The sequence below is a fragment of the Mycobacterium cajalii genome (assembly GCF_045809005.2).
GTDB lineage: Bacteria > Actinomycetota > Actinomycetes > Mycobacteriales > Mycobacteriaceae > Mycobacterium.
Genome location: NZ_CM141436.1, coordinates 4,185,343 through 4,209,823 on the forward strand (window position 1 = coordinate 4,185,343; position 24,481 = coordinate 4,209,823).

General features: G+C 65.5%; 18 protein-coding genes, 1 tRNA gene and 3 pseudogenes. 8 read left to right on the forward strand and 14 right to left on the reverse strand.

Annotated features, from left to right (window positions below; all coding sequences use genetic code 11):
- Positions 1-161: 161 nt before the first annotated feature.
- Positions 162-4,154 (forward strand): annotated as a pseudogene (locus ACJ512_RS19940) (PE domain-containing protein); the annotation flags it as partial.
- Positions 4,155-4,366: 212 nt separating this feature from the next.
- On the opposite strand, the gene ACJ512_RS19945 reads toward ACJ512_RS19940, so the two are convergent.
- The 3 genes from ACJ512_RS19945 to ACJ512_RS19955 all read right to left on the reverse strand — a co-directional run bounded on the left by ACJ512_RS19945 (position 4,367) and on the right by ACJ512_RS19955 (position 6,123).
- The gene (locus tag ACJ512_RS19945) at positions 4,367-5,182 is read right to left on the reverse strand and encodes an SDR family NAD(P)-dependent oxidoreductase (protein ID WP_407689705.1); all 816 of its coding nucleotides are present in this window, start codon (positions 5,180-5,182) and stop codon (positions 4,367-4,369) included.
- 191 nt (positions 5,183-5,373) lie between these two features.
- Positions 5,374-5,679, reverse strand: a complete 306-nt coding sequence (locus tag ACJ512_RS19950) for a hypothetical protein (protein WP_407689706.1) — start codon at positions 5,677-5,679, stop codon at positions 5,374-5,376.
- A gap of 120 nt (positions 5,680-5,799) precedes the next feature.
- Positions 5,800-6,123, reverse strand: a complete 324-nt coding sequence (locus tag ACJ512_RS19955) for a hypothetical protein (protein WP_407689707.1) — start codon at positions 6,121-6,123, stop codon at positions 5,800-5,802.
- 556 nt (positions 6,124-6,679) lie between these two features.
- On the opposite strand from ACJ512_RS19955, the gene ACJ512_RS19960 reads away from it, so the two are divergent.
- The gene (locus ACJ512_RS19960; protein WP_461479767.1) at positions 6,680-8,077 is read left to right on the forward strand and encodes an IS1380 family transposase; all 1,398 of its coding nucleotides are present in this window, start codon (positions 6,680-6,682) and stop codon (positions 8,075-8,077) included.
- A gap of 207 nt (positions 8,078-8,284) precedes the next feature.
- Here the strand turns inward: ACJ512_RS19960 and vapC are convergent, their stop codons facing one another.
- The 5 genes and pseudogenes from vapC to ACJ512_RS19985 form a co-directional block, all read right to left on the reverse strand.
- Positions 8,285-8,695, reverse strand: a complete 411-nt coding sequence (gene vapC, locus ACJ512_RS19965; protein ID WP_407689837.1) for a type II toxin-antitoxin system VapC family toxin — start codon at positions 8,693-8,695, stop codon at positions 8,285-8,287.
- Positions 8,692-8,904 (reverse strand): type II toxin-antitoxin system VapB family antitoxin, encoded by a 213-nt coding sequence (locus ACJ512_RS19970; RefSeq protein ID WP_407689838.1) that lies wholly within the window; start codon positions 8,902-8,904, stop codon positions 8,692-8,694. The genes vapC and ACJ512_RS19970 overlap by 4 nt, the downstream gene beginning before the upstream one ends.
- Before the next feature lie 529 nt (positions 8,905-9,433).
- Positions 9,434-10,156 (reverse strand): annotated as a pseudogene (locus ACJ512_RS19975) (transposase); the annotation flags it as partial.
- 187 nt (positions 10,157-10,343) lie between these two features.
- The gene (locus ACJ512_RS19980) at positions 10,344-10,925 is read right to left on the reverse strand and encodes a helix-turn-helix domain-containing protein (protein WP_407689831.1); all 582 of its coding nucleotides are present in this window, start codon (positions 10,923-10,925) and stop codon (positions 10,344-10,346) included.
- Between the two features lie 277 nt (positions 10,926-11,202).
- Positions 11,203-11,580 (reverse strand): annotated as a pseudogene (locus ACJ512_RS19985) (IS110 family transposase); the annotation flags it as partial.
- A gap of 176 nt (positions 11,581-11,756) precedes the next feature.
- Between ACJ512_RS19985 and ACJ512_RS19990 the strand changes: the two are divergent.
- From ACJ512_RS19990 to ACJ512_RS20005, 4 genes are all read left to right on the forward strand, one after another.
- Positions 11,757-12,431, forward strand: coding sequence for a nucleotidyltransferase domain-containing protein (locus tag ACJ512_RS19990; protein WP_407689749.1), 675 nt, complete (start codon positions 11,757-11,759; stop codon positions 12,429-12,431).
- Positions 12,415-12,804 (forward strand): hypothetical protein, encoded by a 390-nt coding sequence (locus ACJ512_RS19995; protein ID WP_407689748.1) that lies wholly within the window; start codon positions 12,415-12,417, stop codon positions 12,802-12,804. The genes ACJ512_RS19990 and ACJ512_RS19995 overlap by 17 nt, the downstream gene beginning before the upstream one ends.
- 244 nt (positions 12,805-13,048) lie before the next feature.
- On the forward strand, positions 13,049-13,729 hold the full coding sequence (locus ACJ512_RS20000) for a site-specific integrase (RefSeq protein WP_407689747.1): 681 nt from the start codon (positions 13,049-13,051) through the stop codon (positions 13,727-13,729).
- Between the two features lie 367 nt (positions 13,730-14,096).
- Positions 14,097-14,570: a hypothetical protein gene (locus ACJ512_RS20005; RefSeq protein ID WP_461479820.1), complete on the forward strand. Its 474-nt coding sequence runs from the start codon at positions 14,097-14,099 to the stop codon at positions 14,568-14,570.
- On the opposite strand, the gene ACJ512_RS20010 is transcribed toward ACJ512_RS20005, so the two are convergent.
- The 4 genes from ACJ512_RS20010 to ACJ512_RS20025 all read right to left on the reverse strand — a co-directional run bounded on the left by ACJ512_RS20010 (position 14,542) and on the right by ACJ512_RS20025 (position 19,115).
- The gene (locus tag ACJ512_RS20010; RefSeq protein WP_407689819.1) at positions 14,542-15,780 is read right to left on the reverse strand and encodes an ISL3 family transposase; all 1,239 of its coding nucleotides are present in this window, start codon (positions 15,778-15,780) and stop codon (positions 14,542-14,544) included. The genes ACJ512_RS20005 and ACJ512_RS20010 overlap by 29 nt on opposite strands.
- 600 nt (positions 15,781-16,380) lie before the next feature.
- Complete coding sequence (locus ACJ512_RS20015) at positions 16,381-17,553, reverse strand: HNH endonuclease family protein (RefSeq protein ID WP_407689713.1); 1,173 nt, start codon at positions 17,551-17,553, stop codon at positions 16,381-16,383.
- A complete protein-coding gene (locus ACJ512_RS20020; RefSeq protein WP_407689712.1) occupies positions 17,550-18,758 on the reverse strand; it encodes an adenine-specific methyltransferase EcoRI family protein in 1,209 nt (402 codons plus the stop codon). Before ACJ512_RS20020 ends, ACJ512_RS20015 begins: the two co-directional genes overlap by 4 nt.
- Positions 18,759-19,041: 283 nt before the next feature.
- Positions 19,042-19,115 (reverse strand) — tRNA-Ile (locus ACJ512_RS20025).
- Between the two features lie 1,043 nt (positions 19,116-20,158).
- Here ACJ512_RS20025 and ACJ512_RS20030 point away from each other — a divergent pair.
- Entirely contained in the window at positions 20,159-20,866 is a 708-nt protein-coding gene (locus tag ACJ512_RS20030) for a GAF and ANTAR domain-containing protein (RefSeq protein ID WP_407689598.1), read from the forward strand.
- A 43-nt stretch (positions 20,867-20,909) separates the two neighbouring features.
- Positions 20,910-21,668, forward strand: a complete 759-nt coding sequence (locus tag ACJ512_RS20035) for a GAF and ANTAR domain-containing protein (RefSeq protein WP_407689594.1) — start codon at positions 20,910-20,912, stop codon at positions 21,666-21,668.
- A gap of 5 nt (positions 21,669-21,673) precedes the next feature.
- Here the strand turns inward: ACJ512_RS20035 and ACJ512_RS20040 are convergent, their stop codons facing one another.
- Entirely contained in the window at positions 21,674-22,471 is a 798-nt protein-coding gene (locus tag ACJ512_RS20040; RefSeq protein ID WP_407689595.1) for an ANTAR domain-containing protein, read from the reverse strand.
- 64 nt (positions 22,472-22,535) lie between these two features.
- Positions 22,536-24,116, reverse strand: coding sequence for a fatty acyl-AMP ligase (locus ACJ512_RS20045; RefSeq protein ID WP_461480143.1), 1,581 nt, complete (start codon positions 24,114-24,116; stop codon positions 22,536-22,538).
- Positions 24,117-24,481 lie beyond the last annotated feature (365 nt).

The window sequence follows — 24,481 nt, forward strand, 5'->3', positions numbered from 1 at the left end:
CCCGCCGCCGGGCGCGCCCCCGAGCAACGATTTGCGGAAAGCACGAAGCGGCTACCACGCCCGACCCCCGACACCAGCTGTGATGTGCTTCACAGACCACGACTCGGTGAAATACAGTTATCGCTTCCGAGTCGCCCCGATCAATTTGCTGGGAGGCGCAGATGCCGACTGTCCTGATCGCACAGCCCGAGGCTTTGGCCGCGGCGTCGGCGGAGTTGAGCGGGATCGGAGAGGCGATCGGCAAGGCGACCGCGTCGTGGGCGCCGTCGACCACCAATGTCGCAGCGGCGGCCTCCGACGACGTGTCGGTGGCGGTCGCGCGGTTGTTCGGCAACTACGCGCAGGCCTATCAGGCGCTGAACGCCCAGGCGACGGCGTTTCAGGAGCAGTTCGTGCAGGCGTTGAGCGGGGGCGCGGGCTCCTACGCGGCCGCCGAGGCCGTGAACGGATCATGGCTGCAGACGATCCTGGATCCGCTGGCCCTGGAGCAGAACGTGGTGGCCACGGCGAATGCGCCCATTCTGGCTTTGACCGGGCGCCCGCTGATCGGCAACGGCGCCAACGGGGCACCCGGGACCGGGGCCAACGGCGGGGCCGGCGGCTGGTTGCTCGGCGACGGCGGGGCCGGCGGGTCGGGCGCGGCCGGTAGCGCCGGCGGGGCCGGCGGGGCCGCGGGGCTGATCGGCATCGGCGGGGCCGGCGGGGCTGGAGGCACCGGCGCGGCAGGTGGCGCGGGCGGGCAGGGCGGCTGGCTGCTGGGCACCGGCGGGGTTGGCGGGGCCGGCGGGTTCGCGGCGACCGGGACCGGCGGGACCGGCGGATCGGGCGGGGCCGGCGGGTTGTTCGGCGGCGGCGGGGCCGGCGGCACCGGTGGGCTCGCGGCGACCGGGACCGGCGGGACCGGCGGGTCTGGTGGCGCCGGCGGGTTGTTCGGCGGCGGCGGGGTCGGCGGCACCGGCGGAGCCGGCGACACCGGAGGGGCGGGCGGTGCCGGCGGGACCGGCGGCCTGCTGGCCGGATACGGCGGCGACGGCGGCAGCGGCGGATTGGGCGGCACCGGGGACGGGGGCGCCGGCGGGGCCGGCGGCGCGGCCGGCGCGCTGCTGGGCAACGGCGGCGCCGGCGGCACCGGCGGCACCAGCTATTCCGGGAACGGCGGCACCGGCGGCGTCGGTGGCCACGCCGGCTGGCTGGGCTCCGGCGGCTCGGGCGGGGCCGGCGGCAACACCTTTGGCGCCGGCACCGGTGGCCACGGCGCGGCCGGCGGTAGCGCGGGCCTGATCGGCTTCGGCGGGGCCGGCGGCGCGGGCGGGTTCGCGTTGTCCGGGGCCGGCGGGGACGGCGGCGCCGGTGGCGCCGGCGCGCTGCTGTTCGGCGACGGCGGTGCCGGCGGTGCCGGCGCACAGGGCGCCGCCGGATTCGCCGGCGGGGTCGGCGGCGACGGCGGCAGGGCCGTGCTGCTCGGCATCGGCGGGGCCGGTGGGAGCGGCGGGGTCGGTACGCCTACGGGCAGCAGCGGCGCCACCGGCGCCAACGGGTTGATGCTGCCCGCGGTGGCGCTCAACGCGATCAACGCGCCCAGCCTGGCCCTGACCGGTCGCCCGCTGATCGGCAACGGCGCCCCCGGCGCCGCGGGCAGCGGGGCTGCCGGGGCGCCCGGCGGGTGGTTGCTCGGCGACGGCGGTGCCGGCGGGTCCGGCGCCAACGGCCTGCCCGGCGGGACCGGCGGCGCGGCCGGGCTGTTGGGCAGCGGCGGCGCCGGCGGAGCCGGCGGGTTCGGCGCATCCGGCCCCGGCATTGCCGGCGGCATGGGCGGATCAGGCGGGTGGCTGTTCGGTAACGGCGGTCCCGGCGGGGCCGGCGGGGTCGGCGCCACCTCCGGGGGCGGCGGGGACGGCGGCAGCGGCGGCTCGGGCGGGCCCGGCGGGCTGTTGGGCGCCGGGGGGGTCGGCGGGACCGGTGGATTGACCGGTCAGTTGACCGCCGGTCTGCGCCCCGGCGCGGGCGGGGCCGGTGGGGCGGGTGGGCCGCTCAGCGGGCTGGTCGGCGCCGGCGGCGGCGCCGGCGGGGTCGGCGGGTCGTCCATCCAGTCCGATGGCGGGACCGGCGGGGCCGGCGGCAGCGGCGGCCCGCTGTTCGGTAGCGGCGGGACCGGCGGCGACGGCGGTTCCAGCAATGACGGCGTCGGCGGGACCGGTGGCGCCGGCGGGGCCGGCGGCGCGCTGATCGGCAGCGGCGGGACCGGCGGGACCGGCGGATCGGTGCTGGCGACCGGAGCCGCTGGCGGTGGCGGGGGCCTCGGCGGGGCCGGCGGCACCGCCGGCTGGCTGGGCTCCGGAGGGACCGGTGGCGCGGGCGGCGCCGCGGGTGGTGTTGCAGCGGGCCCCGGCGGGCAGGGCGGCGCCGGCGGCAACGCGATCCTGCTGGGCTGCGGCGGGGCCGGCGGGACAGGCGGATTCGCCGCAACGGGCACCGGCGGGGCGGGCGGCCACGGCGGGGGCGGCGGGTCGCTGCTGGGCAACGGCGGTTCCGGCGGGGCCGGCGCCGACGCCGCCCCCGGCTACAGCGGCGGAGGCGGCGGGACCGGCGGCAACGCCTTCCTGATCGGCGACGGCGGCAACGGCGGCAACGGCGGCAACGCCGCAACCCTCGCGCTGATGGGCGGCCCCGGCACCATCGGGGCCGGCGGGCTGCTGTTCGGCCGCAACGGTATCCCCGGCTTGCCGATGAGCCAGAACTTGCTGGTCAATCCCGGCTTCGAGATCGCCGACCCGTCCGGGTCGGGCTTCAGCTCGGTGACCATCCCGGGCTGGACGGTGACCGGCACCCCGACCGTGATCGCATACGGCACCCCGCGCGGCTATCCGTCGCCGACCGCGTCGCCGTTCCCGGATCTGCCGCGCGCCCTGGGCTTCCCGGGGAGCGCGCCCCCGGGCGGCGGCAACAACTTCGCCGGCGGCGGACCCGTGGGCACGTCGTCGATCAGCCAAACCGTCGACCTCAGCGGCGCACTCAGCAGAATCGACACCGGCACAACGCCGTACACGCTGAGCGGAATGCTCGGCGGCTACCTGCTGGACCCGTCGTCGGCCTCACTGAAGGTCACCTTCCTCAGCGCCAACGGCGTCGTTCTGGGCACCGGCTCGACCGGGTCGGTCACCGCGCTGGACCGCCTGGGACTCACCGGCTTTCAGCCACGAGACATCTCCGGCACGATCCCGGTGGGCACCACCTCCGCGGTGGTGACCGCGACCTTCGCCGACCACAACCCGATCCTGGGCCACTACAACAACGCCTACGCCGACAACCTGTCGTTCACCGTCGGCGATCCCAGCCTCACCGCCGCGCCGCTCACCGTCCCGACGTCCCACGTCGGCCAACTCGACCACGTGTTCCTGATCTACATGGAGAACCACGGCGTCGGCGACATCATCGGCAGCCCCAACGCGCCCTACATCAACGCCCTGATCAACACCTACGGGTACGCGGACAACTACTACTCGCTGGGCCACCCCAGCAACCCCAACTACTTCCGGATCATGGGCGGATCGGACTTCGGCATCGACTACAACCCGACGTCGAACTCCATCAACGCGCCCAGCCTCATGCAGGAAATGGATCAGTCGGGCGTGTCGTGGGCCGGCTACGCGCAGAGCATGCCCTACCCGGGTGCCATCACGTCGTCGGGCAACTACGCCGTCGACGAACTACCCTTCGCCCAGTTCAGCTACGTCTACAACAACACCCCGGCCTACCTGCAGACCCACCTGCTGCCGCTGTCGCAGCTGGGCCCGAATCTGCAGAACCCCAGCACCGCACCGAAATTCGCGTGGCTGGCCGCCAACGAGGCCAACAACATGGAAGGCCCCGTCAGTTCTCCTTCCGGCATTGCCAACTTTATTGGCAGCCAGCTCACGACGCACCAGTACAACGTCTCGGCCGGCGACCAGTTCGTCCAGCAGCAGGTGTCCACCATTCAAAGCTCGCCGACGTGGACCGACCCGACCCAGAAGGACGCCATCATCATCACCTGGGATGAGGACTACAACAACCTGTCACTGGGCATCGGCAATCAGGGCAACAACGTTCCGATGATCGTCATCCCCAACCAGGGCGCCGTGGCAACCGGGGGGATGCAATCCGGGCACTTCGTCACCAACAGCTACTACAACGAGTACAGCCTGATGGCCACGATCGAAGACTCCCTGGGCCTGAACCCGCTCACCTACAACGACATGTACGCCCAGCCCATGAACGCCTTCTGGAGCTGACGGCCGACTCCGCCGCTACTCGGTGTCGCGGACGGCATCGAGGTGCTGGCTCATCGAGCTGGCAATCGCTGGGGCCGGTGCATCGCGCCCGTGCGCTAATGCCCCGTGAACTCGTCCATGGAGTTGTACACGCCGACGCGGCGGAGGTACGCATCGCGCAGCCGGACCGGCAACACCGCAGAGAGCACCTTGTTCATCTTCGACGTCCACGGCATCACAACAAACGGCCTGCCCTTGAGCATCGCCGTCCACGTGCGGTCGACAACGTCCTCCTGTTCGAGCATCGGGGTGAACAGTATGCCCTTGGCGCCCTCGAACATGCCGGTGTTGATGTACGTCGGGCACACAGTGGTGACTTTGACGTCGTGATGGCCGGCCTGTTCCAACTCGAGCCGCAACGAATCAGAGAAACCGACTGCCGCCCACTTCGAAGCGGCGTATGCGGCCATGCGGGGGATGGCGTTCAGCCCGGCTGACGATGCGATGTTGACGACCCGACACGGCATACCGGACGCGATCATCGCCGGCAGGAACTCCCGGGCCACCAGCATTGGGCCGATGGAATTGACTTCCATGGTGAGCAGGAAGTCGCGCGGGTTGTTCTCCCAGAAGTAGCCGTTTCCCCGTACGATTCCGGCGTTGTTGAAGAGCACGTGAATGGTGCCGACGTCTGCACGGACGCGCGCGGCGGCCTCGGCCACCTCATCCTGCGAGGTGACGTCGACGGTCTCGACACGAATAACGCCGCCGGCGGCTTCCAACTCCGCAGCGGTCTTCTTCAGCGCGGTCTCGTTGGCGTCCCAGAGGACGACCGCGGCGGCGCCCTCCTTGACGGCGTTGGCGGCGAAGAGCTTCCCGAGACCCATGGCAGCACCGGTGACGAGGACGTTCGTTCCGCTGACGGACTGCATGTTGAGCCCCTTCCAGGAGTGGCCAGCAATGATCCAACTCGTACCGTTCTACCGCAAAGGAAGGAAAGAACCGCAGCCGTGTTGGCGAGCCGGATGTCGACCGCGACGCCGTCGATGGCAACCCGCTCACCTACAACGCCATGTACGTCCAGCCCATGAACGCCTTCTGGAGCCGAGGGCCGACTCCGTCGCTACTCGGTGTCGCGGACGGCATCGAGGCGCTGGCTCACCCGGGCCAGCGCCTCGTCGAAGACCTCCACCTTTTCACCACGCCGTTCGTTGGCCGGCTGGGCCGCACCGCGCGCACCTTCGGCCGCCACCCGGGCCGCGCCCTGACGCCGCAACAGGCTGAAGTTCTTCTCGCGCGCCGTCCTGAGCCGGCTCTGCAGATCCTTCAGCTGCTTTTCGTCCATGCGCTGCAGGGCCTCGGGGTGACTTTCGGCGATCAACGAGGATTCCTGCTCGGTCAGATTCACATGGTGGGTGCTCACCGTCATTTCATAGCCTGCGCCGGCCACACCGGCACGGCGAACCACGGACGGCGCGCCGAAAAGTCACGTCCGGGCCACCTCGCGTTCAAGGTCTGCGCCGCCGATCACAGCGACGGCCGGTGGCTGTCACCCGCCCGGCGGTCCGACGCCCAGGGGCCGGCAGACATTGGTGGTCGGGTCCCACCACTGCCCGGGATCGCAGGCCAGCGGCTGCGGCCCGACACCCAGTGGCCGGCAGACATTGCCGCTCGGGTCCCACCACTGCCCCGGATCGCAAGCCAGGGGCTGCGGCCCGACACCCAGTGGGTAGCAGGCCTTGGTGAACGGCTCCCAATACTGCCCCTGCTCGCACGCCGCCGAGCTCACCGCCGGCATCCCGATCGTCGTGCCTGCCATCGCCGCTGCCGCCAGCATGACGGCTGTCGCCAACCGGCCCACCAGACTGCGCATCGCAGATCCCTTGGAAACCATGTAACGGAATGCTAGAGGCGTGGCGATGCCTTGGCGCCGGTATCGCCGAGGATGCCGGCGGCCAAACCTTCGGAGGAGTCGGCGCTGGCCGGGTTTTGCTGAAGGCAGGGCACAGGCGACAGATAATCGAACGGTTGGTGGGGCGGGCGGGGCTCGAACCCGCGACCAACGGATTTGCAAAAGGCCGTTCTCGCCATATCCGGAAAATGCGCAACTTATTTTGTGCCACAAGATATTTGAGCAACTCGATAGTCTGAACAGTCCTCGACGATTCCGGTCGAATCTCGATCACTATCGATGAATAAACGATGACTGCCATCGACCGAGTCTGCGGTCGTCAACGGCGGCTGAAACCCCTTTTCGACGGGGTGGAATTCCAGTCAAGGTCGCAAACACCGACGGACTATTCGAAGCTAGCCCGGATTTTTCGCGGAATGCCGAAGTAGCTGGGTGTTGATGCGCGAAAGTGCCTGTCCTGCAACGCATAATGGGAATTCTCTAGGTTTCCATATGGCGAGCGGAAGGCACTTCGCAAGTGAAGGGTATCGCGGTGGCGCGGCGGGTGAAAGTATCGGCGGACGGTCGCGGGGTGGTGTCGCACGCCGGGATGGGGCTGTTGCGGGAACTGGCCGATCTGACCGGGTTATCAGCGCAGGTCACGGCGGTGTTGGCCGATACTTACAAGGGGCCGTGGACTTATGCCCCGGGTGCGGTGTTCGCCGATCTTGCCGCGGCGGTGGCTGACGGGGCGGACTGCATCGACGGGGTCGGCCAGTTGTGTGGGGATCGCGAGCATGTGTTCGGGGCCAAGGCCTCGACAACGACGATGTGGCGGCTGATCGATTATCGCATCGATGCCGCGCACCTGCCGAAGGTTCGCACCGCGCGGGCATCGGCGCGGGCGGCGGCCTGGGCGGCCGGGGCCGCGCCCCCGGCGGGTGTGCCGCTGTACATCGACATCGACGCCACGCTGGTCATCGACCATTCCGACAACAAGGCGCAGGCGGCGCCGACGTGGAAGAAGTCGTTCGGCCATCACCCGCTGCTGGCGTTTCTGGACCGCCCGGAGATCGCCGGCGGTGAGGCCCTGGCCGGGCTGCTGCGCAAAGGCAACGCCGGATCCAATACCGCCGCCGATCACGTCACGGTCCTTCAGCAGGCTTTGGATTCGCTGCCGGCAGATTGGCGTCCCGGCCCGCAGAACCCGGCTGCGCCGGCGGTGGTGGTGCGCTCAGATTCCGCCGGAGCCACCCACAAGTTTGCCCAGGCCTGCCGCGATCACGGGGTCGGGTTCTCCTTCGGGTTTCCCGTCGATGCCCGGGTCCAGGACGCCGTGGACACCCTCAACCTCGGCGATGGCTGGTATCCGGGGATCGACTCCGATGGGCAGATCCGGGACGGGGCGTGGGTGGCCGAGGCCACCGGCCTGGTCAACCTGTCGGCCTGGCCTGCCGGGACCCGGCTGGTGCTGCGCAAAGAACGCCCACACCCCGGGGCGCAGCTGCGCTTCACCGACATCGACGGCATGCGGGTGACCGCCTTCATCACCGACACCCCACCGGGGATGGTTCCCGGGCAGCTGGCCGGTCTGGAACTGCGCCACCGCCAGCACGCCCGCGTCGAGGACCGCATCCGCGAAGCCAAAGCCGCCGGCCTGGCCAACCTGCCCTGTCATGATTTCCAGTCCAACGCCGCCTGGCTCGAAATCGTCCTGGCCGCCGCCGATCTGGTCGCCTGGGCCCAACTGATCGGATTCACCGACGCCCCGCAGCTGGCCCGCTGCGAGATCACCGCCTTCCGCTACCGGGTCCTGCACGTCGCGGCCCGCATCACCCGCGGCGCCCGCCAACTACGGCTGCGCATCGACGCCACCTGGCGCTGGGCCGGTGCCATCGCAACCGCCTGGCAGCGCATCCGCGCCGCCTTCCCCTGACCACCGCAAACCCGCCCCGACGACCCGAAAGACCCACCGGCCATAGGAAAGCCCGCCCACCCCGGCGACACGGGACGGCCAAACACACCCCAAGCCCAAAATCGCTATCGCTCAGCGATCTTCATGGCTCAGCACCCCCGAACCCCACCCGCACGAAAAATCGAGGCTAGCCAACGGGCGCCTACCGCTATTCCGCGAGGGGCTGGGCTAACGACGGAGCGACGCCCGATCCAGGCCGATGCCTGCGACTTCTGCGAGGCGGTAAACGTCGAGGTCGTGCGCAAGAAGGGTGGCACCGTGGCGCCACGCTACCGCCGCGATCATGCAGTCGACCAGCCCGCGCGGTGTGATCCCGGCCCGGCGGCAGTTCCGGTAGATGCGGACTGCCGCGTCGAAGTCCGCGGCGGTGTCGAAGTGAAGCAGCTTGAAGCGCAGCAGCAGACGACGCAGATCGGCCTCGCGCTCGTCGGTTCGTGCGCCAGCCGTGACCTCCATGATGACGGGTTCCGTCACGGCCAGCGGCCCCTCGTCTCTAATCAGGCCGGTGAGGCGCCGATCGACGGCGCTGCCGGTTGCCCGGTCGTATTCGACCCACGCCGACGTGTCGGCGAGGATCACGATGCCGATGTGGGCGCCGAGTCGGCCGGGATCTCGTCGATGGCCCGGACGCCGCGCATCGCCAAGGCCTCATCGCGCGTCATTGGTTGGCCGGCGAGATGGCGCAGCGCGAGATCGACCGCCTCCGTCTTGGTCCGAACACCATAGCGATCCATGATCGTCTGAATGTAGGTGTCCTCGATCTCGATATTGGTACGGACCTTGCTCATACACGAAGTTTACACGTTACGTGTACTCTACGTGTATATAGCGCCTCCCCGGTCCGGCGGGGCGGGTGCCGAAACGCGCGATGCGCTGCGGAAGTGGCTGCGTCAAGGCGGCAAGCCGGGCCGGTTGATCGACATCGCTTCGCGCCTACCGCGGACGAAGTCCCCGGTCTTGCGGGCATTGGAGATGCTCGGGTGAGTGCCAGTGGGCGATCATCGCCGCCCTGATATGGAATCGGTTTTGTCAAGACCGCAGGGGGAAGCGGCGTCCTCGACCGTCGCCGGGACGCCGCTTCCGTTGACCGAACTGACTTTGGGTGGATGGCGAGCGTGTCGTGTGTCGACGCGTCGTCAAGTCTGATATTCGCGGGTTGGTTACCGCAGGACGGACTGTTCTGCTGGAGTGGATCGCGGGTCTAGAGATCGAGCGTAATCAGACTGCACTGCAACATGATTGCTCATAGGGCGTTCGCGGGTCACTCCCAGGCGCTGCCGCCACCACCGGGTTGTTCGGACAGTTATGGGCCGGTGCTCAGGTGTCGAGCACAGCCAGCGACCAGCACCAGCCGGCCAGTTCCCGGGCGATGGCGGTGTTGGCGACCACGGGGCGCTTCTTGCGGGCATCGAAGGACACCCAGCGGTGGTGCAGACGCCGGTTGGCTTGCTGGCCCCGCGCCCGTGCTGCCGGGCTGGCGGCATCCCAGCGCCGCCGCAGATCTACCCCGGGCCGATACGGTTGACGGTGGTGCCAGGCCGCTTCGATCAGCAACCGGCGGGCATGGCCGTTGCCGGTCTTGGTGATCGATCCCTGCGAGCGTGAATTCCCCGACGTGTACTCGCATGGCACCAGCCCGAGGTAGGCCCCGATTGAGCGCCCGGTCAACCGGCCCCAGTCACCGATCTCGACCGCCAGCCCGAACGCGGTCAACGTCGAGACCCCACGCAAGCAGCCCAACCGCGTGACCACCGGCGTGTAGGCACTGTCGGCGGCCAGTTCGGCGATCGCGGCATCGAGTCGGTCGCGGCGATCAACGGTGGCCAGCATCGTATCCAGGGCGGTGTCGTAAGCCAGCTGCAATGGGGTGGCTTCGAAGCGTTGCGCCCGTAGCCATGCCTCGTGCTTACCGGTCCAAGTCCGCCCGCCGGAGTAGATGATCCCTTGGCGCAGCAGCAGTTTCGATACCCGGTGCCGGGAACTCATCAGATCGCCGCGGCAGTCCTCACGGGCGCGCACCAGATCGCGGGCTGCTTGTTGACCGGCGTTCAAGGTGAGCATGTTGGCGGCGTTCTCGGTGAGGATGATTAGCGCGATTTGGTGTTCACGCTGACGCTGTGATGCTCGCGGTGACGGTGTCGGCCGGCGGTGGTGTTCACGGTGCCGGCCGGGGATGGGCGAGCGGGATCGCCGGCCCGGCCGGATTGGTCCGGGCGATGTGGGCGGTTCAGGTCGGTGCGGCCAGAAGCCGGCCTTGGGTGTGCACGCCGATCAGCGTCCATAGGGGTTCGGTCAAGCCCAGCCGCTGGCGGGCCGCGCAGGCGGCGGCGGCCAGGACGATAAGCGCGTTGTGCAGCGGGTTGCTGGCGCGAGGCAGCTGGTTGAACGCGTCGGGGTCGAGCCGGATGAGGGCCTGGCTGCCGCGCTGCCATAGCCATTGCAGATGAACGCTGCGCGTGGCGCGGCGTATCCAGCGGCGCACGGTCGACGGCGAGCGGTCAAGCGCGGTGGCAATACGGCGATGTCCGTGGCCGCCGGCCTTGCCGGCCAGGGCGGCGCCAATCACTTCGGTGGTGTCGGCCAGACGTGGCTGCAGGGTGGCCGGCAGCAGAATCTGGGTGCTGGCGCAGCGGGTGCATCGTGCCCGCCTGGGGCGCACGTCGAGGGTCCGCGCGCCGAGGCTACGGACGCGCCGGCGGCGGCCGTATCCCCACCGTGTGAGGGCGCCGCCGCACCCGGGGTGCGGACAGCCGAGCTCGCCGGCGCCCAGGGCCTGCTCGGCCCACTCGACGGTGCGGACGACGATCATCGGGTGCTCGGGAGGACATGAAGCACCAAGATGGTCTACCACGATGCCAGTCGGGAAGGGGTCATCTCGTGTTGGCCGCCCCGGGCTGGAACCGTCACTGCGCCAGTCGATCCCCCGGCCACGAACATCCGGCGCCACGATGATCGCCGAAACGAACCCAGGCCACCGTAACCCCGGGAACAGGGGGCGTCGTCACCATGCCGCCGCTCAGATCCCGCCGAAGCATCCTCACCCTCAACGCCGGAACCCCACCCCCAGGTGGTCACCCTGAATGTCCGTCAACAGCTGCTTCCTGATCCGCGCTGGGAATCGTGACCGCCACGATTTGTCCCAGATGCAGCAACCGGGCCAGATGCGCGGCATCACGGGCGTCGGTCTTGACCCGATCCCCTGATGGGCGCTGCAGCTTCGACGGCGCAGCCACCAGACACATGACCCCCGCGGCCAGCAGAAACCGGGCCAACCCGAACCCGGTTGGCCCCGCCTCATACGTCACCGCCACCCTGCCCGGCAGCGACCGCAGCCAGTCCAGGACATCCCGATAGTCCGGGGTCAATCGCCGTTCGAACACCTCCCCGGTGTCCCCGTCCAAGGCGCACGCGACCACTGATCGTGCGTGCACATCCAACCCAACACTCGTACGATGGCGTTTCACTGGGGCCTCCTACATCTGTGGCTCTACCGGCCAGGACCTGATTCCTGTCGGCAACCCACGATCACATGCAGCGAGGCCCCAGCCTGCCCATACCGTCTAGCGTTGTACGCCTGAGCGGTTCCAACTATAGTTGCTATACTCTAACTTTAGTTGTAGATGAAGAGATGGTGTCCTCGATGCAGCTGAACCGGCCGTTCGCCACGGTGACGCCGACGTTGGACGGCGACGTACTCGGCGTTCTGGCGACCAGCGAGGTGACATTCACGATCGCCCAGATCCAGCGCATCCTGACCACCGCGTCAGGCGAAGGCATCCGCAAAGTCCTCACCCGCCTCACTGCCCAGGGTGTGGTACTCCATGATCGAGTCGGCAGGACCAACATTTACCGACTCAACACCGAACATCTTGCGGCAGAGCCGATCCTGGCGCTGTCACGGCTGACCGCAACTTTCCTGGACCGCCTCGAGGCGCACCTGCAAGGGTGGGGCGAGGCGCCCAAGTACGCCGCGGTGTTCGGGTCAGCGGCGACGGGGCGGATGACTCTCGACAGCGACATTGATCTGTTCTTGGTGCGCGCCTCCGACGCCGAACCCGATGGTGATCCGGAGGCGTGGGAGCAACAGGTGAGCGAACTCGCACGGTCGGTCACCGCCTGGACGGGCAACGACGGCCGCATCGTCGAGTTCACCGAAGACGCGCTTCGCGCCGCGGCCGCCGCAGGTGAGCCGCTGCTCAGCGACGTGGCCAGGCAAGGCTTGACCGTCGCCGGGACACGGGCATGGCTCAAAAGCCAGCTGCGCCCGAGAGGTAAGGCACGGGATCAAGAAGGGCCTGATGGCGGGGACACGTAAGTGCAGTTCCGCTGTCACGGCGGGGCGCCTGTCCAAGGCGGTTGAGTTTTTCGACGCCGCCGAGCATCTACAAGACGACATGCCCAACGCAGCGGGTGATCTGTTTGTGGACGCCGGCATCGCCGCGTCCGACGTTATCTGCTGCGTCCGGCTAGGAGTGCACTCGTCAAGCGGAACCCACAACGACGCGGTCACTCTGCTGGAAACGGCGGACAAGGGATCCGGAAAACACCTGAGCATCCTGCTCGGCTTGAAGAACAAGGCGGCCTACACCCACCAGTCACTGTCCACCGCCGAGTGCAAGAGGATGGACCGCGCCGCTTCCCATCTGGTCGAGGCGGCCAAACGGGCAGTGGCATCAGCAGGCCCATAGCGGTGATCGCCGCGCCAATTCCGGGTACGCCACCCGGCGCTGCGCGTCCTCGACGCGGACCATCCGCGGCATTCCGCATGGTCAAACAAGTGGAGCTAAAAGGTGACTGGCGGGGTCGGCCAGACTTTTTCGGATCACTCCAGATGCACAAGTGGTGACTCCGCCGCGAATTGGACGCATTGGCCACCGCACCGCTCTCCTGGACCCGAACCCCCGCAGATAGCGATGATTAAGGCAGTTACGCATGAAAAGTCATTCGTTGGGGCTGGGCGCCAACCAACCGCTGCGGTCCAAGAGCCAGCCCAAAGGCGCGGTCGCGCTTACCGCCGACCAGCTGCGCGAACTCCTCGCCAAGCTGCAGACCTCCCACTTCTGCAAAAAGCACGACCTCGTCGATCCGATCACCTTGCTCATCGCCACCGGCCTTCGGCGCTCGGAGCTCCTCGGCCTGCGCTGGCTCGACTTCGACGCGAAGGCGAGCATGCTCGCCATCACCGGCAAGGTCATCCGCGTGCCCGGCGAGGGCCTGCTACGCGTCGATGAGACCAAGTCGGCCGCCGGCCGGCGAACCATCCCGCTCCCCAAGTTCGCCGTCGACGTGCTCGACAAGCGCCGGCACCTGCCCTACCTCGGCGAGCAAGTGGTCGTCTTCCCCTCGACGGCAGGGACACTGCGCGACCCGAACAACTTCAGCAAGGAGTGGCGCACGGCACGAGAAGAACTCGGGGTGGCCGAGGTGACCACCCACAGCTTCCGCAAGACGGTGGCGACCCTGATCGACGACGAGGGGCTATCTGGCGCCGATCGGCGCCGATCATCTCGGCCACAGCCACGTCAGCATGACCCCGGACCGCTACATGACCCGAGGCCGGATCCACACGCAGGTAGCGGACCTGCTGGACCGCGCGGTCCGCATAAACGATGAATAAACGATGACTCGGCGAGACTGATCTTGAAAAATAACCTTTTACAGTGGGGCGGGCGGGGCTCGAACCCGCGACCAACGGATTATGAGTCCGGCCGTCGCGCCGTTTTGGACCGAATCTAGGGACGCTACAACGGCTTTGGATGATTCAATCTGCGCTGTTAAATCCCTTGTGAAACAACATGATTGAAAGATTCAAGGCATTCATTTGCGGGTCTTTAATCATCGCGGCAGGTCAGAGCATAGGCGGGCCAACTGATGAACAAGTGATGAACGCGGCCAACGCCAGCGGGTTTGCTGGCTAGATCGCAGATTGAATCGGCGTGCCATCAGCGCAACGGGTTGCCGCTCCACTAGCTTCGAACCCGTGAAACTTGCGGCATTCAATTGCTACGGTTTGTGGTCTGGCGCAGATAACATGAAACCACCTGATTTCATGGGTAAATCGTTCGATAAGACCCATACCCACTATTTGCGTAGCGGTTCGGAAGATATCGACTCCGCTGACCTAGAACATGCATTGCGCCACATTCGCGAGCACGGTTACGGTTTGACTGATTCAGGTCAAGAGGCTGTCGCGCTGGTAAATGAGACGGAATCCGAAGTGATCCAAGGGTTTAGGGCCAACGTTGAAAACAACAACAGTGCTAAAGCAAAATGGGATTTCATCCCTGCGCTGAACCAACCAACGTTTGTTTTGCAAAACGGCGGCCAGCTTGTCGGAAACCAACCTACTGGCGAAATTTTCAAGCTTTCGCGTGTGGGTAAGTACGGCCCAATTTCTGGCTCTATTGCCATGAATGTGGATGACCTCATGTGTGGTATGGGAGCTCGAGGGTGACCGGTCCGCAGACGAGCATGATCATGGCGAGCGCGTTCTCGGCGCTGTGGAAGCCATAGGCCCTGCGGATGATCAACCGGACCTTGTTGTTGAGCCCTTCGTGGCGGCCGTTGGCCAGACCGCGCTCGACCGCGGCGTGGATGCCGTCGAGGTGTTTCTTGATGGTTCGGCCGACCTTGACGAACTGCGGTATCCGGCACCGCTGCGCCCAAGCACACCATTTGTCCAGCATGTGGGTGACGGTGTTGGTGTCGAGGTCCCCGGCGAACACCGCCCGCAGCGATTCCTTGAGTTCGTAGGCACGCACCAGTGCGCCGCCCTCACGTTTGAGCTGGGCGAGGGTGGCCTGCTGTGTGTCGGTGAGGGATCCGGGATTCTTCAGCAGCGCCCAGCGGGCTCCCTTGTAGGTTTTGGCGATCTGCTTGTCCGACAGCGTGCGCGCGGACTGCCACACCTGACGGCGCACCTCATCGAGGGCATCGGTGGCCAGCTTGACGACATGGAACGGATCGAAACAGATCACCGCCTGCGGGGCATGCGCGCGAACAGATTTCGCGAACGCCGGCCCGAGATCCATCGACACCGCCTGGATCTTCTTCGCGCCGTCGGCGGGCAGAGCCTCGGTGAAGAACACGTCGAGAGTGGCCGCATTCTTGCCGGGTGCACCCCACACGATTTTGCCGGTGTCGTGGTTGGATACCAGCGTCAAGTACTTGTGGTGCTTGCGCCAGGAGATCTCATCGACACCGATGTCGACCAGCCCACTGAGCCGGTCGGTGTCCAGTTTTTCGGCCATGACGCGCGAACACATCGCCCCGACGGTGCGCCACGCGACGCGGCAAAAGGTCGACACCGTCTTCTTGTCACACTTGGTGGCCAACCAGACCACAAGGTCCTCGAAGTCGCGGGTGAACCCCGACCCCGGCCGCGCGAACGGCACCGACTCGGCCAGCACACCGTGCTCGGGGCAGCGCAACCGGCGTCGCCGCAGCTTGAGCACACATACTTGCCCGCTCAGGTCCAGGTGCCGCCACGTGGAATCCACATCCCGTGTGTCGTAGCGATGCCGGGTGCGGAAATCGCAATGCGGACAGGACATCACCCGTTGTTGCGGGCGCACCCACAGCGTCGCCTCGGCACCGAATTCGACGTCGCGGATCGTGGTCTTCGGCAGGTGAACGAGACGGTTGAGTAAGGTGGTCGCGCGCACGGGCAAGCTCCTTGGTACGAGGTTTTGGAGCTTTCGAACCTATGGGCTGCCCGTGCGCCCAGGCCGTCACGCCACGCGAGACATAGCACACCCCACCCGACCCACATTCATGGCAATAGAGCCCAATTTCTATCGTTGAAAGTTCAATGGTCCCAAGCGGATACGTCGCTGTCGTTGCGACCTCTGGACCTGGCGCACCGTCGAATATCGTTGGTGTGAGGGAACATACAAACGTCCTCTACAAAGGGCTGCGCCAAATTCCCGGTAACACTAACGGGTACCCTCTGATTGAGTCCTTCTACTCAAGGTCTTTCGGAACGGGCGTTCGGCACCGTGGCGCTGGTGTTGCGCTCCAATTGACCGCCGAGGCCCAATACACGGCACCGGAAATTCCCGGCGCTGCGTTGATGTAAGTAGCTGCTATGCAACGCAATACGGGTTATCAACCGGGTGTAAGTTTTACCCCGCCAGTCGGTCACGCTGAAATTTGTGGATCTCGCGATGAGGAAAGCGAATTCGGTCTACCTGTCGGCTATCCGCATGAATATTGCGGGCTGTCGCCAGAGCCAGATCGAATCATCAGCGTATGCCCCACCGGATCTACCGATTGCCCTTCGCGCGGTTGTGGGTGATGCAGAGCATCTCGCAGTTATCGAGGTCTGTGTTGCCACCCTTGGACCAGGCCGTCACATGGTCTGCCTCCATGTCTTTCAGGAGGTAGATGCGGCTCTTGTTGCTACTATCGCCCGCTGCGCATAATGCGCAGTTCGATAGACCTTCTGCCTTCGCCTTCTCCGTCTGCTGGGTGTAAGCGGCGATCTTCGTCTTGTCATCGAACAGCCTGATCGCGAGCAGTTGGGAGTCCTGCTTGTTGCATAGCAGATACTCGTAAATCCCCTTCTTGTTTGTGACCGCCGGGTCGGCGCGCAGAGCATCGACCTCGGTGTCGAGTACTTCAGCGTTGTACGACTTCGAGTGGTATGCCTCGTACAGTTCGCCCCATGCCAAGCCACGCATTTCCTTGTCCGGCGACCGGATAAAGACGCTGCCGATCCAGTCGATCACCGCCGTGAAATAAGCCTTCAATTGGCCAATGTCTGGATCCTTCCGATGCTGAGCAAGGTAGGCGTCGACGCCATTGCCCTCGGCAGAAGCGACCCACTCCAGAGCTTCAGCAAGTACCTCTTGCCGCTTTGGATCGCCCTTGATGTAACTCGACCACTTCTGCATATTGGCGTTCTGGCTGTTAGAGAACTCGGCTTTCGCCTTGGTGATGAATGGGCCGGAGTAAATCGCGTTTAACAGCTCCTGCTTGTTGAGCGGCACACCGGCGATGTTGACGGTCTGAAACCACTCCTTGATCTCCTTCTCGGTGCCCTTGCACTCGTACACCAGCAGCTCGCTCTCCTTCAGCATGGCCTGGTGTTCAAGAGGCAGTGACGAGAACGTTTGTTCTTTACCGTCGACCTTGATCGCGAACTTTCCGGTGATGAATCGTCCAATACTCGTGATGCGCTGCTGGCCGTCGAGAACTTCAAGCTGGTCGCTAACGTCGTTGACATTGAAGTAAATCAGACCGATCGGGTAGCCCTTCAGCAGCGAATCGATCACGGCGACATCCCTCTTGCCGTCGTTGTAAATGTAGTTACGCTGGTACTCGGGCTGGATCACTAGCTTGCCAGCCAGACCAAAAAGCCCCTTGCCCTCCAGCTCGTTGTAGACGAAGCCCTGCACGATCTCCTCGACCGAGTAATGCTTTAGGTCGGTCTTCATGACGTGGTCTTCCGACGGATGAACAGACGCTTATAGATTCGCCGGACGGGGTAACCGACATCGAAGTAGGCACCGGGGCCAAACTCTTCGACGCGGATGTAGCAAGCCAGACTCCCCGTCTTCGACTTCATACGAACGCCGTCGACCACGCGTTCCTTCGGACCATACGTCTTCGTCGGCTTGAAGTCCCCTTCACTGCTGCCGACGATCTCGAACTGGTCGGGGTTGTACTTATCCAGAAACGTGATAGGAACTCCCATCAGTCCGTCGTAGTCGCTCGGGATCGCGTCGGTAAAAGGCACCTCTATCGCGGGGAAGTTGTCATAGGCCGGATAGCCGACGCCGCGAACCTCCTTGTGCCTGCTGAACTTGATGTTGTCCGCTTGGGACATCAGCTGCAGCGGTTCATGACGTCGGCCGTGATCGATGTTGGTAAACCAGCATGAATTCCCGAGGCGTGTGTAGTCGTGTAGTTCGTCGGGCGGGTAACCAAGTTTTGCAGCTTTCAGCCGATCGGCCTCCGACACTTTTGCGCCCTTTGGTACCCCGAATACCATGTCGGTGCTATTGGCTGTGGCACCCTTCCAAAGCTCGTTCGCCATAATGTGAGGAAAGACTTCGTTGTAAGTGATGGCGTTGTTGTTTCCGATTACCGAGAACTTCTTCCCTCCGCCGACAAGCCAGGTCATAAACGAGCGAAAGAGGCTAAACGGCGGGTTGGTGATAATGAAGTCAGCCTCGTCTCGCAGCGCCGTCACCTCGGCACTACGGAAGTCACCGTCTCCCTCAAGATATTCCCACTGAAGATCGTCTATGTTGACCACGCCGTCGCCGTTGATGTCCTTCCGTTCCAGCACAAACTTCTTGCCGTTGACGCGCGTCTTTGTGGTGTCGAACTTCGGATCTTCCGTCTCAAACAGCGTCGGCATGTAATACGCACCAGCCGGATTGCTATCGGGCGCATAGGACGTCGAGATGAGCTTCTGGAGCCCGAAGTCTACGAAGTGGAGCGCGAAGAACTTGGTGAAGTTAGACCACTCAGGGTCATCGCACGGGCAAAGGATGACCTTGCCGCGGAAGACATCGAGATCGAACTCAAGGTACGCGTTCATCTCCCGCTCGATATCGGCCCACTGAGTGTAGAACTCGTCGTTCTTGGCTGATTTTGCGGCCGCGAGGTGGCTGTTCTTCACCGCGCTTGTCAATGCCCCTCCTCGATGTCTTGCCCGCCTGCACCTAGCGGAAGATCACCCTACTAGCGCCACTGCCACTAAACGCCGCGTTGACGGTCGCGTCCGTCAGTATTTCAACACTGTCCTCTGACAACCTTTGCGCCGCGCACTGGTGCCAGGGCGGTTTGCTGTGCTGGCGCTGGCGTTGAACGCGGCGCAAAAGTGATGAACGAGTGATGAACGTTTGGCCTTTTTGGCGGAATCAGAAACTTGCTGCTAACGGGCGTTTATTGGGTCTACCTGCACGTTTACGTTGTGGGGCGGGCGGGGCTCGAACCCGCGACCAACGGATTATGAGTCCGCGGCTCTAACCAACTGAGCTACCGCCCCTTATGCTAGGTCGCTGCGGATATAGTCTCCACACTCCTAGTCTCGGCTTCCGAATAGCGCGTCGATACCACAGCACCCTGGATTGCTTTGCCCGGGGCGTCCGCGACACCAGCCAGGCCGCTGTTTCGCAAGCGCCCCCAGCGGTCAAACGTCATGGCCGCTGTCGCGGGTGGGAGAAGCCTCTGCACGACCTTGACATTAGCGCCTGGGCAAATTGCCGGTGACGCGGTGGTGCGCCGTGTGTGCCTGACATTGATCCAGTTGCCAGGCCCCGAATCTTGGAGCAGCCACCCTCCGGGATCTCCGTGAGCGACACCTGATTCGATTGCACGTTCGGAACTCATGATTCTCCCGGGTCCGCTTGGTTGACCGACTACGTCGGTTGCTCTCCGGGGACTCGAACGGGCGAGCACCTCGCGGATTCTCCGGCTGGCGAACCGAGGCGCGATCGCAGCAGATCTGCGCCATGGGGAGCCGATGTCCCAGTGGCAGCAGCGGTACGCTCGTCAAATCCCTCGAACTGAGGATCCCTCGAACCAAGGAAAGATGGAGGGATGCCAATGCCGAAAGGCCCCGGCGCTTCCGCGTCTGCCCGAACCGCGTTCGGTTAAACCGAAGTTACGCTGTCTCGCAACGTTGATCTGCAGTGTGAGCTGGGCTGATGTACGGGTGCTGCCGATTTTTGTAGACAGAAAATGTAGCATGTCGCTGCCACCGGCTTACGAATTCACTTGCTAGGGTGCATACAAAGCCGAGTCGCAGCAGAGGCGCGTAGCACGAAAGTCGAAATATATTCGCGGCCAAAGCAAGTACCTTGCCATAGGATACTTCGTGTTGACGGCCGCGACACTGTAACCACGTACACGACACGCCGAAAAGGACCGCCCAGGTTTCAGTTTCGATGATTGAAGGACCGCAATGGTTTCGTGTGATCGTTGCTCCTCAGGAGCCTTGTAGCCAGAACAACTCGCCCGCCAAGCGAACAAGAGCCCAGGTCAAACGCTAAAAATCGCTACTTATGCAGTCGTAACTTCGGGTTAAATGTGGCGATCCATGAGCAGCTTCTCGCCGCCGTCGACGGCCGGCGCGGGACAGAGGCGGCCGACTGTCTGTGCGAGGCCTGCGTACTCCTTCTCGACGTTGACGCAGCAGCGATTTCGCTCGTCTTCGATGGCGCGAGCAGTGGGACGCTGGGATCCAGCGGTGCGTCCGCCCGCGTGTACGACGAACTGCAGTTCAGCCTCGGCGAGGGGCCATGTCTGGACGCCGTTACCCGGCGGATTCCGATTCTGGTCGTCGACCTCGCCGATCCCGCAGAGGCTCGGTGGCCCGCGTACCGGCCCGCCATGCTGGCCCACCAGGTCAGAGGCGTCTACGCGATACCGGTCGTCGTGGCCGGCGAATTCGTCGGTGCACTCAATCTCTTCCGCACGCAGCCGGGCCCACTGCCGGGCGCGCACTTGGTCGGCGCGGTCGCCGCGTCGGAGCTCGCAGCCATCCCGCTCCTGGATCTCTTGGACGCCGATCTGCAGGCCGCCGTCGCCGACCCCACCAGCAATGCCTGGGCCGAACTCAATACGCTGAGCCGCTCGGAGGTCAGCCAGGCCACCGGAATGCTCGTCGCACAGCTGGAGGTGGAACCGGCCGAGGCCCTCGTCCGGCTGCGCGCTCACGCCTACGCCACCGGCCGCGGCGTCACCGACGTCGCCCGCGACATCCTGGACCGCCGACTCAAGCTCGAGGCCGACTGATGTGGGCTCGCACCGACAGGAACAGGCCGGGAAGGAGGGCAACGTGAGTCGTATCCCGCGGGAAACCCGCGTGCTGGATGCCGTCGTCTCGCTCGTCGACAGCCTGCTCGACGACTTCGACGTCGTCGACCTGCTGACCGAGCTCACGCAGCGATGCGCCGAGCTGCTCGACATCGAGGCCGCCGGATTCCTGCTCGCCGACCCGCTGCACCAGCTCCGCCTGCTCGCTGCCACCTCAGAACAGGCCCGTGAACTCGAACTCTTCCAGCTACAAGCCGACGACGGTCCATGCGTGGACTGCTACACCACCGGCCAGCCGGTTTCGGTCGCCGACGTTCACGGGGCAGCAGAGCGGTGGCCGCGGTTCGTCCCCGCCGCGGTCGCGGCCGGTTTCGCCTCCGTGCACGCCGTCCCAATGCGCGCTGCGGGCACCGTGTTGGGCGCACTCGGTTTGTTCGGCACTCACCGGGGCGAACTGAACCACGCCGACCTGCTCGTCGGCCAGACCCTGACACACATCGCATGCGTCGCGATTCTCCGGGAACACCCGCCCACTCCCTCCACCGTCATGCCGCAACTACGCTCGGCACTGACCGGCCGCGTCATCATCGAGCAGGCCAAGGGCTTGCTACGCGAAACGCTGGATGTGCCGGTGGAAGAGGCGTTCCATTTGTTGCGCACCTACGCGCGGGTCAAAGGCCAACACCTGACCGACGTCGCCCAAAAATTGATGACCGATCGGCATTCCCGCCCCATACTCGTGGCCGGGTTGGCCGAACTCGCCGCCGCACCACCCCGATAGCGGCTTCAGCGGTGCCGCGCGCGGGCGCGGCGCACGGCCTCCACGACGAGTCGCTCGGCGACGGCGTGCAGCTTGATGTTTTCGGTTTGGCTGATCCGCGCGAGCCGCTCGAAGGCCTCCTCAGCGGTGCTGCCCGACCTGCTGCGGATGATGCCGATCGCCTGATCGATCACCGCGCGGCTGTCCAGTGCGCGCTGCAGCCGCAGCATCCGTTCCTGGGCGCTGGCCAACAATTGCGCGTTGTAAACCGAGACCGCCGCATTCTTGGCGAATTGCGATCCCAACCGAACGGCATGCTCGGCGAAGGCATCGCGACTTTTGGCATACGCATTGATCGAGCCGATCACCTGTTCGCCGACGATCAACGGCAGCGCCAGCGCGGAATGCATGCGCATCCGGGCCACCCGGCCGCCGAAGTGCGGCCAACGGTTGTCACTGCCCAGCGATCCGCTCACCGTGGGGCGCCGCGTCTGCATACAAGTGATGCAGGGCCCCTCGTTCAGTTCGTAATACTGAACTGTGTCGATGTCGTGCACGAGTACCGCTGTCGCCGCCCAGGTCTGGACGCTGGAAATGCCTTGGCGCGGGTCGATCAACGCGACACCTACACCGCCGGCGCCGGGAATCGCCTGGGCGGCGAATTCCGCCACGTCTTGGAGAAGGTCGATCACCCCTTGGGCGCCGGCCACAATCCCGGCCACTCCGCGAAGCCCGGCATACAGCTCGGCCTCATCCGCCGCCCGCTGCGTAAGGGAGAGTTCGGGCGGAGCTTTGCGACCGGGCTGGGCGTCGAAGTCGCTCACTATCCCCCTCCTCGGATACGCCCTTGGATAGGGACAAATCTACTCTTTTCCGCCTCCCGAGCAGTCAGTCGATGAGCGCCAACGTATGGCTGCGCCGGAGCTTCCCCGACGGAGTCTTGGGAATCATCCCCGGCTCGAACACAATGACGTTGCGGGGCCGGACGCCGACCTCGACAACTACCTCGTGGGCCACTTGATGCTCGATGCGGCGCACCTCGGCGGGATCCTGCCAGTCGCTGGACTCCACTGCGACAGCGAACGTCTCCCGCGAATGTCCGGCCTCCAGGCGCACCGCCACGGCGCAACCGGGCCGGACCCCGGAGACGCGTCCGGCGGCGCGTTCGATGTCGGTCGGGTAGATGTTGCGGCCTGCCATGATGATCACGTCCTTGACCCGGCCGCAGACGACGATCTGGCCGGTCTCGGTGAGGTAGCCAAGGTCGCCGGTGTCATACCAACCCCGGTCATCTTGTGCCGCAACAAAACCGCCCATCGTCGCGTAGCCCTGCGTCACGGATTCTCCGCGCACGTGGATGACGCCGACGCCCCGGGCGGGCAGGATATTGCCGTCGTCGTCGACGACGCGGGCCTCCAGCCCCTTCAGCGGGCAGCCCAGCGTGGCCAGTCGCCGGGTTTTCCCTTTGGTCGCCGGGACGGCTCGGTGCAGTACGGCGAGCAGGTGGGCGTCGACCTCATCGACCACCAGGCCCGCACCGCACTCGGTGAACGACACCGCCACGGTCGTCTCGGCCATGCCGTAAGCCGGCAGGATCGCCTCGGGACGTAGCCCGAACGGTTTCCCGGCTTCGCAGAGGCTTTCGACGTCGGCGGGTTCGACTTGTTCGGCGCCCGACAGCGCCCACCGCAGGCTGGACAGGTCGAATTGGCCGGGCCGGGCCAGTTTGCGAAGGCGTCTGGCGAACACCGTGTAGGCAAAGTTCGGCGCCGCGGTCATCGTGCCCTTGTATTTGTCGATCAGCTTGGCCCACAGCAACGTGTCGCGCAGAAAGTCCATCGGCGTGACCTTGACTAGCTCTGCTCCGAAATACATTGGCACGGTTAGGAACCCGGTAAGACCCATATCGTGGAACAGGGGCAGCCAGCTCACGATCACGTCGGTGTCGATGTCGACTTTCGCGCCGATGGACATCGCCTCGGCGTTTGATACGACGTTGCGGTGTGAGATCTGTACGGCCTTGGGCGACCCGGTGGAGCCCGACGTCAACTGCAGCAGAGCAATGTCGTCGTCGCCAGTCGCGATCGGATCTGTCGGGGCGCTGGCGAGTAGCCCCTCGATTGTCAGCACTCGCATACCCAGCTCGGACAGCAGTGGGCTCGCGGCCATGAACGGCTCCGAGATGACGACCGTTTTGGCGCCGATCATCTTGATGACGGAAACAGTCTCGTCGGCCCAGCGTCCAAGATCGGTGCGCGGGGTGGGCTGGTGGATCATTGTGAGGCTGGCGCCGCGCATCCAGATCCCCTGCCCGACCGGCGCGATCTCGGCCGGAGCACCCGCCAGTACCGGGACGGCATCGCCCCGGCCGACGCCGGCTCTGGCCAGGCCACCTGCGATCCGACGGGCCCGCTCGTGCACCTCACCCCAGGTATGCCGGACGGGGCAAGTCGGCTCCCCGGTGACCATCCCCTTCGAACTGGTCTGGGCGGTGCGACATATCGTTTCGATGAATTTGCTCAACACGACTCCTTTGGTTCCGGCGCCACGGCGCCGTCGTCGACCCCCGCGGCGAGTCGAGGCGTTCAACGGTGGGCCGCCCCTGCCCGAGTGAAGTGTTGGATATGTCGGATTTGAGCCGCGAAGTCCGGACCGACACCCCCCGGGCGCGCAGATACCGCTGGTGCCGCCGCGGCAAAGCCTGCCCCCTCTAAGCAGACCCCAGATGGTCCGTCGCTCCGGCCGAAGCGGCGCATCAAGCACGTTAGGCCTGTTGACGGTACATGCCTGCAGGTAATGAGCCAACGAGGCGCGCCGCTGTCGCCAGCGGGCGC